Source organism: Fulvivirga sediminis, from assembly GCF_016757215.1.
In the GTDB taxonomy this organism is placed as follows: domain Bacteria; phylum Bacteroidota; class Bacteroidia; order Cytophagales; family Cyclobacteriaceae; genus Fulvivirga; species Fulvivirga sediminis.
The window spans coordinates 576,886-589,573 of the sequence record NZ_JAESIY010000002.1; the positions used below are offsets into that span (position 1 = coordinate 576,886).

Here is a 12,688-nt window from a genome sequence, read left to right on the forward strand (position 1 = left end):
GCATCAACTTGAAAAAACGTAAACCCGTATACCTCTTAGTAGTGATCACCATCATTGCTTTATCATTAACCTTTCTAGGCATGAATCGAAGAGATCTTTCGCCTAAGCCAATGGGCGCACCAAAAAAGGTGAAAGAATCTCCTCCTGAACTATCAACTAAAGAACAAAATTTCTATAAAGATTTCGCCAAATATATTGAAGAGAAATTCGTCAGCACCAACACCCCTGGCGCTGCCGTAGTTATTGTTAAAGATGGCTTTCCGGTATACAAATCTGCATTCGGAGTCAAATCAACGAATAGCACTGATTCCATTGGGAACAATACCCTTTTCAGATTGGCTTCTGTTTCTAAAGGTTTTAGCTCTATACTGGCAGGCCTTGAAGTTAAGGATAGCCTAATACACTGGGATGATCATATCTCAAAATATTTATCAGGACATTTACCTTCTTATTGTGATAGTATCACCATTAAGAACCTCTTATCTCACACCTCAGGATTTCAATATCAAGCCTTTTCCACTCTGATTGAAGAAGAGCTACCAAGAGATATCTTAATAAAAAAGCTACTTACTCTAAAGCTAAGTAGAAAGCCAGGAGCCATACATAGCTATCAAAATATCGCTTACTCAATTATTGAGCCTATTTTAGAAAAAGTAACAGGAAATTCATTTGAAGATCTTGTTTATAAAAGAATATTCTTGCCGCTGCACATGAACACGGCAAGCATCAGTTATGACTCCATGCTCAATCACCCCGACAAAGCTGAACCTCATGGATATAGAAACAAAAATTATGTCCCCACTTCGTTACACAAAAGTTACTACAACACGGCTGCCGCTGGAGGCATCAATGCGAGTATTAATGATATGACGCAGTGGCTTGCGGCAGTCACAGGTAATAGAGAAGACGTTATTCCTACAGAAGTATTAAATGCAGTATTTGAGCCAGTAATTCAAATAAGAGTAAAAAATCCTTATTTCAGCCATCTATACACCCCCAGGGAGGGGTATTATGGAATGGGCTGGAGAATCATGGAATACCCTAAAGACACCCTCATATACCATAACGGCTATGCTAATGGCTTTAAAAGTGGAATTGCCTTTGACAGAGACAAAAACATCGGTGTTTGTGTTTTAACCAATGCTCCCACCAAATTCTCCAACCTGGTTTTAAGCGAATTTTTCAGCAGATATTATGAACAGTTCAATCACAGTGAAGTTCCCAACATATAGGTTATCTACATAAAGGAACAAACTGAAAACCTTCTCCATCAAACAATCCCTTATCGCTAAGTTTTAAAGCAGGAATTACTAATAAAGCCATAAAAGACAAAGTCATAAATGGAGATCTCAGGGGCGAGCCCAGCACTTTAGCAAAGACATCAATTTCTTCGTACCTCTTACCTACTGTATATCCATCCTCTACAGACATGAGGCCAGCTACAGGAAGAGGTAACACTTTCTTTTCACCTTTACCTACGGCAGCCACTCCTCCTTTATTTTTTACTAATAAATTTACAGCTTCGGCTATACTTTCATCATCAACACCTACCGCCAACACATTATGACTGTCATGTCCTACGGAAGAGGCAATAGCCCCCTCTTTCAAGCCAAAATTAGTTATATAAGCCACTGCTGGAGTAGAATCCGCATACCTGTTCACTACCGCAAACTTTAGTACATCTTGCTCCACACTGGTCTGATTTTCATCCAGAACATCACTACTCACCCACTTCTCTGTAGTAACCAACTGACCATCCAAAGCCTCAATCACTCTTATTTCAGATCCTTGAATATCTAAATGAAAGTCTCTCGCATCTTTTTCCTTCAGGTTAAAAAGGTTAGGGGTATCCGCCTTTTCCGCATCGAAGAGAGCTTTTCCTGCCTCAGCCACTTTTTCTCCATCGATCCAGGTTTCTTTAATCACTAATGGCTCCACACTATCTGCAATTAAAAAATCAGCCTTATCTCCTACTTGCAGTAGCCCCATATCCAAGCCGTAGTGTTTTACTGGGTTAACAGATGCCACGGTCAGTACATCGAGGAATTCGTACCCATAGGCCAAAGCACGATTAACCAGCTGATTGATATGTCCCTGAATTAAATTATCAGGATGCTTATCATCCGAACAGAACATTAATTCCTTATAATAATCCTTCATCAAAGGAATAAGAGCTTCAAAGTTCTTGGCAGCACTACCTTCTCTAATGAGTATCTTCATTCCATGCTTTAACTTATCCAAGGCTTCTTCCATGGTAAAGCACTCATGATCAGTATATATGCCTGCGCTAATATATTTCTCTGCTAGTTCCCCTTTAAGCCCGGGTGCATGGCCATCTACAGGTTTACCCAACTTTTTAGCAATGGCTATTTTATCCATCACCAGCGGATCATGATTTAACACACCTGGCCAATTCATCATTTCGGCCAAATATTTAACTTCATTCTTCTTCAAAAGATACTCAATACCAGCAGCATCTATTTCCGCCCCCGCCGTTTCAAATGGTGTGGCAGGCACACAAGAAGGAGCTCCGAAATTAAATTTCAAAGGCACTTTTCGGCTATTATCAATCATAAATTCTACCCCATCAATACCTAAAACATTGGCTATCTCATGAGGATCTGATACCGTAGCAATGGTACCATGTACAGTGGCTAGTTTAGCAAACTCGGAAGGAACCAGCATAGAGCTCTCTATATGAATATGAGCATCTACAAGGCCTGGTAAGATATATTGAGAAGAAGATACATTAGTTTCTTTAACCTCCGTAATTACTCCATTCTCTATTGTGATGACGCCATCAAAAATTCTTCTATTTACTACATCTACTATCTTTCCCTCGATATTTCTCATGGTTTCTATATTTTAATTTCTGCTAAAATATAGACCTAAAAGCTAAGTCACTAAGGGAACAAAATAAAAAATCACACCTGTAGTAGTGTGATTTGGATTTAAACTTCAATCAAGCTATATACCTCCTAAAAAAAGGCAGCCCGCACTAAATTCTTTCTTTCTGAACAGAATTAACTTCTTTCTTTTCCACATCCTTTTTCGAATAGGTAGGGCAAGTGTATTGACTACAAGATGACAATCCAAATACTACCAATAGGAATAAAACCAATCTAAATTTCATAATAAACTTCTTTTAATGAACGGAGTATGCGAGTCAAAACTATTAAACTAAAACGTAATATTCAAAATATTGATGAATTAACCTAGAAAAAATCAGACAATATTCATATTACCATAAGATTACAGCCACGAATATCAGAATTATCAAATCTGCCAATTACTTCAAATCCCTTCCCTTCTATCCTCCTTCCTATATCCTGAGTTTCTATAAAAGCACAACTATGAATATTAGCAAGGTCTATAATATTGATACCTCCCGTATTTTTCACAGTATGATAATCAAAAGGATCATTAAAATCCCTTAGCAAAACTTTCATCCAAGGTGGTGTATTAAACATTCCTTCTCCTTTAGAATAAGCCTGAGACATTAGTTCAGTCATGCCATATTCTGAATGTACCTCTCTAATATTGAACTTATCCTTATATATAGAATGTAATTCCTCCCTCACCAATTCTTTCTTTCTACCTTTCATTCCACCAGTCTCCATAACAGTAACCCCTGATAAGTTAGGACTTAGCTCCTCAGCAAGATCCAGCAAGGCAAAAGAAACTCCTAATAACACTATTTTTCGGCCGTCATTGATGTTTTTTAACTGTGCGAGCAATGATTCAAAATCATTAAGAAAAAAACCACTTTTTTTAGATCCAGACCTTTTTATAAAGTACTCAGCCATAAGTACTAGTGAGGACCCTTCCCTTTCCAAGTAAGAGGGAAGTAAGGCTAGAAAATGGAAATCAGAAAGTGGACCGTAGAAATATTCGAAAATCTTCTCAGTGTTTTTTAGATACAAATCAACATCGTAAACATAATGCTTACTATTGACTTGCCCAGTAGTACCACTACTTTGAAAAACCACTTCTTGATCCCAATCTCCCGTTACCACCTTTTGCGTTTTAAACATAGATATTGGCAAAAAAGGCACCTCTTTTAAGGAGGACACATTCCCAACTTTTACGCCTAATGTTTGCACATAATTTTTATAGACTTCATTATATTCTGCCTGATAACGAAACATTTTGAGTGCCACTGATTCAAAATTTTCTTCCGTTACTTGAAATATTTCCTCTGAAAAACTTTTAAATGGATTCAATCGTTAGTTATTTTTAGTACCATTGTGTTACAAAGCTACAACATGAGGATAAACAGTTTACTTCTTTTTCTTTTTATTGGCGCTATTAGCATAAGTTGCTTTAATTCTCCTGATTTCCCGGATACGCCAAGCATTGAATTTCAAGATGTTGAATTTAAAAGAGTTGGAGGATTTACAGATCCAGATTCCTTAGTTATTAGTTTACGTTTTGAAGATGGAAATGGAGACTTGGGACTAGACGGCTCTGAATCTAATGCTCCATTTAATAACAAAAACTATTTCAGCAACAAGACCGGACAATTTTTCAACTTTGGTCTGGAAAATGCCGAAGACTTACTTACTTATGCTGACAGAGCTACTATAGACAGTTTGCCTGCTTATTCTGGTGATGCTATATGCTTCCATTGGGATATATCACCAGATATCTACTACCAAGATGGCTCTCAACTAGAAGACACCGTTTATTTTCAGTTCAACCGAAGGTATTATAATATTTTTATAGAGTTTTTGGTAAATGAAGATGGAGAGTTTAAAGTATTTGACTGGCAAAAGGAAATTGATTGCAGCTCTACATTTGATGGCAGATTCCCGGTTCTCACGGATGATGTAAATAGAAAAAACCCTCTGGAAGGCTCTATAAGATATAGCATGACTTCAATAGGATTTGAAAAAACCTTTGAGAAAAAGCCCCTCAAATTAAGAGTATATATTTTAGATAGGGCAGGAAATCAAAGCAACACCATTGAAACCCCTGAGTTTACACTAGAATCTATTATCAAGTAACAAAAAAAGCTCTCCAGATGAAACTGAAGAGCCTTTTGAATAATTTAATTACTTCACAAACTCACTGTCAGTAAAGATCTGGATATTTCTGTGGGTTTACCTCAGCCATTATCTCATAAGCCCTATCGAACACTTCTTCTGTATTAGGCTTAGAGAAATAATCGCCATCTGAAGCATAGGCAGGTCTGTGTTCTTTGGAAGTGATAGTTACTGGTTTTGAATCCAGATATGCATATCCATTTTGCTCCTCAAGAACTTTCTGCATCATAAATGCACTGGCACCGCCTGGCACGTCTTCATCTGCAAAAATCACACGATTTGTTTTCTTTAACGATTCTACAATTGAGTGATTAATATCAAAAGGTAAAAGCGTTTGTACATCAACCACCTCGCAAGATATATCATACTCCTTCAATTGCTCTGCCGCCTCCATCACTATTCTACACATAGAACCATAAGTAACTATGGTTATGTCTTCTCCTTCTCTTAAGACTTCCGGCTGGCCTAAAGGAACTGTAAATTCACCTATATTTTCAGGAATTCGTTCTTTTAGTCTATATCCGTTGAGACATTCAATAATAATGGCCGTATCATCTGACTGCAGCAAAGTATTGTAAAAACCTGCTGCCTGAGTCATATTCCTAGGCACAAGCACGTACATACCTCTTAAACTATGAAGAATCATCCCCATGGGTGAGCCGGCATGCCATACACCTTCTAACCTATGCCCTCTGGTACGGACAATTAAAGGCGCTTTCTGACCTCCTCTAGTTCTATACTGCAACGTCGCCAAATCATCTGACAGTGTCTGAATAGCATATAGAAGATAATCCAAGTACTGAATTTCAGCAATAGGCCTCAATCCGCGAAGTGCCGCACCTATTCCCTGGCCAATGATTGTTGTTTCTCTAATGCCTGTATCTCCTACTCTGAGTTCACCGTATTTCTCTTGCAAACCTGCAAAGGCCTGGTTTACGTCTCCTATCTTTCCTACGTCCTCACCAAAAGCAAGTACTTTAGGGTCTCTAGCCAACGCATGATCAAAACATGACTGCAACACTTCTCTACCATCAACCAAAGCACTATCATCAGTATACTCAGGTTTTATTTCCTTTACCCTTAATGCTGCCTGTGCTGATTGACTATGTAAATGAGAACTATAATTATCAAAATTATGTTTAGTCACTCGCTTAACCCATTCCTGAAGGTTCTTTCTGGCAGGAATATTTTCCTTTCTTATTACCCGAAGGGCTTTTTTTACCGCTTTTACGCTATCTAATCTTACAGGGTTTAATGCATTCTTCAGGTTATTCCTGATATTTTGCAAACCTTCTTTGTAAGCACTTTCATGTACAGCTTGCGAAAGTAGCTCAAGCGCTTCTTTTTCATCTTGCTTTATAGATGCATTAAAAGCTTTCCACGCAGCATTTTTTGCATTTTTAGCAAACTGCTTGGCTTCTTTCTCTATTTCATCTAACTCCTCTGCTGTAGCAAGGCCAGTGGCTATGACCCACTCTCTCATTTTAACTAAACAGTCATGCTCACGCTCCCATTCCAACCTCTCTTTCGACTTGTACCTTTCATGAGAGCCTGAGGTAGAATGTCCCTGAGGCTGTGTCACTTCTTTCACGTGCACAAGAGTAGGCACATGATCTTCTCTGGATATTTCAGCGGCCTTTTTAAAGGTCTCCATTAAATCTTCATAATCCCATCCTCTGGTCACAAAGATCTCATACCCATTAGATTCGGCATCTCTTTGAAAGCCCTTGAGAGCCTCTGATATGCTACCTTTTGTAGTATGATATTCTTGCGGCACCGAAATACCATATTCATCATCCCAAACCGCCACTAACATTGGTATCTGTAAAACACCGGCGGCATTTATAGACTCATAAAATATTCCTTCAGAAGTAGAAGCATTTCCAATGGTTCCGAAAGCCACTTCGTTACCTTTTACTGATAAATCTTCAAACTGATGCAGCTGATCATTTTCTCTAAATAGCTTAGAAGCAAAGGCCAGCCCCACAAGCCTAGGCATTTGGGCAGCCGTAGGCGAAATGTCTGCGCTACTGTTTTTATGCTTACTCAGTGCTTTAAGTTCGCCATTTTCATCTAGCATACGGGTGGCAAAATGCCCGTTCATAAGTCTCCCAGCAGAGGCTGGATCAGCCTCCACATCTGTATGTGCATATAGTTGAGCAAAATACTGCTCTAGAGTAAGCTCTCCTATAGCCAACATAAAAGTCTGGTCACGGTAATATCCGGAACGAAAGTCTCCTTTTTCAAAAGCCTTTGCCATGGCTATCTGAGCGACTTCCTTCCCATCACCAAAAATACCAAACTTAGCTTTCCCCATAAAAACCTCTTTTCTTCCCAACAGACTGGCCTCTCTGCTTTCGCAGGCCAAACGATAATCTGCAAGAATTTCAGTTTTCTTTTTAGTACTTTCTTTTATGATATTAGTTGTGCTCAAATCACTTAATTTTAAGGTTTTGCGTATCTACACATTTATTCGAGAGGATAACAAAAATAATGAAAAAACAGAAGCTTTCAAATTAGCAATTTTGAAAGAAAATTCCTTAAACAGTCAATTATCCCGAATAAAACAGTGATATGTTACGAAATGATTAATTATTCAAAATAATGTTTCTATTTCATCTGTTTAATTGAAATAAAATTTCACTCTTGAAATTTATCAAATATTTGAAGTATAAATAATAATTCAAACAGCCCGATTATGTAACCTTAATTAATATATTTGCAACCCTTATTAAACTGTTTATTGAAATGATAATAGGTGTTCCTAAAGAGATTAAAAACAACGAAAACCGCGTAGCGCTTACACCGGCAGGTGCCCAAGAATTATTAAAAGCAGGGCATACTGTATATGTACAATCTACAGCTGGTTTAGGAAGTGGTTTTGAAGATGCTGAATATGTATCAGCAGGTGCTTCCATTTTACCTACAATTGAAGAGGTGTATGATATCGCAGAGATGATCATGAAGGTAAAAGAACCTATTGAAGCTGAGTATCCGTTAATTAAAGAAAATCAATTGGTTTTCACCTATTTCCATTTTGCATCATACGAACCTTTGACAAAGGCAATGGTTGAGAGCAAGTCTGTATGCTTAGCTTACGAAACAGTGGAAAAAGCAGACAGAAGCTTACCTCTATTAGTTCCTATGTCTGAAGTAGCTGGTAGAATGGCCATTCAAGAAGGTGCTAAATATCTTGAAAAGCCGCTTAAGGGTCGTGGAATATTGTTAGGAGGTGTGCCTGGAGTAAGACCTGCCAAAGTATTGATACTAGGTGGTGGTGTAGTGGGTACCAATGCCGCAAAAATAGCCGCCGGTATGGGTGCGGATGTTACTATTATGGACATCAACCTACCAAGACTAAGATACCTGGATGATGTGATGCCTGCTAACGTGAACACATTCATGTCTAATGAATATAATATAAGAGAATTAATCGGTACTCATGATCTGATTGTAGGTGCAGTACTTATACCTGGCGCGAAAGCACCACACCTTATCACCAAGGACATGCTTAAGGATATGAGACCTGGAACTGTATTGGTAGACGTAGCGGTAGATCAAGGTGGATGTATAGAAACTTGTAAACCTACTACACACCAAGATCCTACTTACGTTATAGATGATGTATTACATTACTGTGTAGCCAACATGCCTGGTGCTGTACCTTACACTTCTACCCTGGCACTAACGAATGCGACTTTACCTTATGCTCTTCAACTAGCCAATAAAGGATGGCAAAAAGCATGTAAAGAAAATCTAGAGCTTAAACTAGGCTTGAACATAATAAAAGGAGAGATAGTGTATCAAGCAGTAGGAGAAGCTTTCAACCTACCATACACAAGCGTAGATAATTTCCTTAACTAAACAACAATACCCTTTTTAAAAGGCTGTTTCTATTAATGAAACAGCCTTTTTAATATCCTAAGTTTCTAATTGCAATAAGGCACATCATCAACAAAATCCATTTTGTTAGTATCTGGATTCAGCTTACAACAAAAGTGATTGATACCATTAGTAACTACCAAATACTCTACATTTAACTTTTTACTATAAACAGCCACCTGATCAAATCCTGCCTGAGTTATTTTTACATCAAAGGATTTACATTCTACTATCAAATGTGGCTTAGCGTTATTATCATGCACTAAGATATCCGAGCGTTTCTGCCTCTGATTATATTTTAACCCAGATTCTACTCTAATTAGCGCCTTAGAATAACCTCTTTGATTCACCAGAAAATGAACAAAATGTTGACGAACCCATTCTTCAGGGGTTAGAGCAACATATTTCTTTCTTACTATATCAAAAATTTCAACTTTCCCATCGCTTTTTCTAATATTAGAATCAATTTTGGGGAGATTTAAATCAACCATCGACCAAAATTAGTTAAATCAATTTTCACATTGCATAAAAAACTATGAATAGAGTGGAAAATCTGATTTAACTTAGAGAGAACTATGAACCTCATTGCTGAAGCCTTTCAACCCTACTTTGTAATAGCTGTTATATTATTACTTTTTGTGAGCATTTACCTGGAATTGGTAAAGCCTTCAGTGAGTTTTCTTTTTGCCATCATTATTTTTATCATCTTTGGCATCATTACACCTTCACAAGTACTAGATGGTTTTTCTAATCAATCTATTGCCAGCGTAGTATTACTCATATTAATTACGGCTGGAGTTCGCAGTAACTTTAATGTAGAAATATTCTTAAATAAAATTTTCGGTAGGGCCAAGACCTATAGAGGGTTTCTATTTTCTATGATGAGTAAAGTGGCTTTGCTTTCATCTTTTGTAAATAACACTCCTGTTGTAGTATTACTTACACCTTATGTATTCAACTGGGGTAAACAACGAGGAATATCTCCCTCTAAGCTTCTTATCCCACTATCTTATTCCACCATCATTGGTGGTATGATCACCGTAATAGGAACATCTACCACGCTAGTATTAAATGGTTTTTTACTTGAACACGGCATAGGCGGCTTAGATACAAACTCATTGTTTATTGTAGGATCCACTGTAGCGGTATGCTGCATAGGTTTCCTAGCTTTATTCAGCAAAAAACTACTACCTAATCATACGGACTTTATTGAAAAATTTGAGTCCAACAAAAGGCAATATTTGATTGAGAAACGACTATCAGAAAACAGCCCGTTGATAGGTAAAAGCATTTCTGAGGGAGGATTAAGAAACCTAAACGGTGTTTATCTTGTAGAAATAGTAAGAGGAGAAAAACTTATATCACCTGTAACACCAAAAGAAATTATTCAGCCCAATGATGTATTAATTTTTGCAGGGAATACAGATAACATTGTAGACCTGACCCTTACAGATATAGGTGTTCACCTTCCTGAAAAACTTTCGCCACAAAGCAACGGAAAGGTAAAAGTGGTAGAAGGCGTAGTAAGTGCCAATAGCAGCCTGATAGGTAAAACGATAAAGTCCTCAAATTTTAGAGAGCGCTATGATGCTGCAGTAATAGCAGTGCATAGAAATGGTGAAAAACTAAGCGGAAAAATAGGCCGGATGTCTATTAAAGCCGGAGATGTGCTACTTATGTATGTAGGAGCCGACTTTAATGACCGAGTAGATTTATACAAAGATCTCTATGTGATTACCGGTGAAACTAAGGAAATAGGAACTGATCAAAAGCAAAATTACAAGATCATTATACTCCTTACCATTGTGGCAGCACTCGCTATAAGCAGAGCATTCTCCTTGTTCGTTTCATTGCTAATTATTTTCACAGTAATGATAGGCATGCGACTCATTTCAATGAAAAACATCAAGAGAGATCTAGATGTAAACTTAGTTTCTATATTAGTCCTCTCCCTAGCCTTAGGAGAAGCCATTATTAATACAGGAACCGGTGAATTTGCAGCCAAATATGCCATTAACTTACTAGAACCTTATGGGCCAATTGCATTGATGGCAGGCATTATGCTTATTACAACTTTACTCACATCATTCATCACTAATGTAGGAGCCGTATCTATCGCATTTCCACTTACACTAGCCATTTGTTCAGATCTTGGCATCAGTGGAGACCCTTTTTACCTGGCCTTAGCTTTTTCCGCCTCTGCGGCCTTTCTTACACCTGTCGGCTATCAGACCAACCTTATCATATATGGCCCTGGTGGTTATAATTTTAAGGATTTTTTAAAAATAGGATTACCCATCACTTTAATCTATTTAGGCATAGCACTATCAGTAATCATACTGCTTTATAAGGATATCTTAATTAGATAATCAAACCTCTTCTTGTGCCTCGCTTTCATGTCTCTTTGCTGGTATACGAACCATAAACAGTAAAATAATACCTATTACAAAGAAGATCATTAGTGCTAAGGTACTATTACGCATATTGCCTGTAATTTGCTCTATTAAACCATAGGCCATTGTTCCTACCACAATAGAGATATTGAAAGTAACATCATAAAAGCTAAAATAAGAGGCGTGATCAATGCTATTAGCGGGAATAAGCTTAGCGTAAGTAGATCTAGACAAGGATTGAATACCTCCCATTACTAACCCCACTACGAAAGCTAAAATGAAAAATTCTGTAGCCGTATATACAAAATATGCTCCCACACATATTAAAACCCATATACCTACCATAATGAGTAAGGAAAACCTATTTCCTTTGATCTTGCTTATATATGCAAACAAATACGCCCCTCCAATAGCCACTAGTTGTATAATCAGTACAGTGATGATTAATTGATCAGATGGAAGCTGTAATTCTTTTGACCCAAAAGTGGCCGCCATATACATGACCGTCTGAACCCCCATGTTATAAAAAAGAAAAGCCCATAAAAACCTTTTTAAAGAATACTGGCGTCCAAGGCTCTTCCATACCATACTCAATTCTCTATATCCTTCCGTAAGTATATTGCCTTTCGCCTCTCGACGATACACATTATCTGGCAATCTACTGAAAGTAATTTGAGAAAATAAAATCCACCAGGCTCCCACTGTTAAGAAGCTTACTCTAGTAGCCATTGCCTCATCAGAAAAGCCAAACCAGTCATATTTCTGAATCATTACTAAATTTAGAATCAGCAAAATAACACTACCAACATACCCCAAAGCAAAGCCCTTAGCACTTACTTTATCAAAACGATCATCGGTAGTTATTTCGGGAAGAAAGGCATCATAAAAGACTAAACTACCAGAATAGCCTACACTAGCTAGCATGGAGCAGAAGATAGCCACCTCGACATTCATCTTACCTGTAAAAAAGAATAATCCTAAACAAGCTGTAGCACCGGTATACATAAATATCTTCATGAATAACATCTTCTTCCCACTATAATCAGCTATCCCCGACAATAAAGGCAAGATTATAGCTACAAACAGGAATGAAAATGAAAGTGAATAGGCATAAAGGACTGTATTAACCACTTCAAATCCCAAGAAATTCACAGTATCACCTTGTGCCGCTGAGCTGGTAACAGCATTATAGTAGATAGGGAAAATAGCCGATGTAATAACCAAAGAGTAAACTGAGTTAGCCCAGTCATACATGCACCAACCATTGATAATCTTACGATTGTTAAGTTCCATATTTAGGTAGATTAATAAAAAAAGGGCTAGCTGCATATAGCAATTAGCCCTTCCTTATTTATATAGATTAATTAT

At 37.6% G+C, this 12,688-nt stretch carries 10 protein-coding genes; 4 read left to right on the top strand and 6 right to left on the bottom strand.

Features of this window, described 5'->3' with window-relative positions:
- Window positions 1-8 precede the first annotated feature (8 nt).
- Window positions 9-1,232 (top strand): serine hydrolase domain-containing protein, encoded by a 1,224-nt coding sequence (locus tag JL102_RS05715; protein ID WP_202243278.1) that lies wholly within the window; start codon window positions 9-11, stop codon window positions 1,230-1,232.
- 1 nt (window position 1,233) lies between these two features.
- Here the strand turns inward: JL102_RS05715 and ade are convergent, their stop codons facing one another.
- The 3 genes from ade to JL102_RS05725 form a co-directional block, all read right to left on the bottom strand.
- Window positions 1,234-2,853, bottom strand: a complete 1,620-nt coding sequence (ade, locus tag JL102_RS05720; protein ID WP_202243279.1) for an adenine deaminase — start codon at window positions 2,851-2,853, stop codon at window positions 1,234-1,236.
- A gap of 145 nt (window positions 2,854-2,998) precedes the next feature.
- Window positions 2,999-3,133: a hypothetical protein gene (locus tag JL102_RS23755; RefSeq protein WP_262896843.1), complete on the bottom strand. Its 135-nt coding sequence runs from the start codon at window positions 3,131-3,133 to the stop codon at window positions 2,999-3,001.
- 103 nt (window positions 3,134-3,236) lie between these two features.
- Complete coding sequence (locus tag JL102_RS05725) at window positions 3,237-4,223, bottom strand: acyl transferase (RefSeq protein ID WP_202243280.1); 987 nt, start codon at window positions 4,221-4,223, stop codon at window positions 3,237-3,239.
- 42 nt (window positions 4,224-4,265) lie between these two features.
- Between JL102_RS05725 and JL102_RS05730 the strand changes: the two genes are divergently transcribed.
- On the top strand, window positions 4,266-5,006 hold the full coding sequence (locus JL102_RS05730; protein ID WP_202243281.1) for a hypothetical protein: 741 nt from the start codon (window positions 4,266-4,268) through the stop codon (window positions 5,004-5,006).
- 67 nt (window positions 5,007-5,073) lie between these two features.
- On the opposite strand, the gene JL102_RS05735 is transcribed toward JL102_RS05730, so the two are convergent.
- Entirely contained in the window at window positions 5,074-7,479 is a 2,406-nt protein-coding gene (locus JL102_RS05735) for an alpha-ketoacid dehydrogenase subunit alpha/beta (RefSeq protein WP_202243282.1), read from the bottom strand.
- A 314-nt stretch (window positions 7,480-7,793) separates the two neighbouring features.
- On the opposite strand from JL102_RS05735, the gene ald reads away from it, so the two are divergent.
- A complete protein-coding gene (gene ald, locus JL102_RS05740) occupies window positions 7,794-8,909 on the top strand; it encodes an alanine dehydrogenase (RefSeq protein WP_202243283.1) in 1,116 nt (371 codons plus the stop codon).
- A gap of 65 nt (window positions 8,910-8,974) precedes the next feature.
- Here the strand turns inward: ald and JL102_RS05745 are convergent, their stop codons facing one another.
- On the bottom strand, window positions 8,975-9,418 hold the full coding sequence (locus JL102_RS05745; RefSeq protein WP_202243284.1) for a type I restriction enzyme HsdR N-terminal domain-containing protein: 444 nt from the start codon (window positions 9,416-9,418) through the stop codon (window positions 8,975-8,977).
- 84 nt (window positions 9,419-9,502) lie between these two features.
- On the opposite strand from JL102_RS05745, the gene JL102_RS05750 reads away from it, so the two are divergent.
- Window positions 9,503-11,296 (top strand): SLC13 family permease, encoded by a 1,794-nt coding sequence (locus JL102_RS05750; protein ID WP_202243285.1) that lies wholly within the window; start codon window positions 9,503-9,505, stop codon window positions 11,294-11,296.
- Here the strand turns inward: JL102_RS05750 and JL102_RS05755 are convergent, their stop codons facing one another.
- Complete coding sequence (locus JL102_RS05755) at window positions 11,297-12,613, bottom strand: MFS transporter (protein WP_202243286.1); 1,317 nt, start codon at window positions 12,611-12,613, stop codon at window positions 11,297-11,299. It abuts the gene before it with no gap.
- Between the last annotated feature and the right edge of the window lie 75 nt (window positions 12,614-12,688).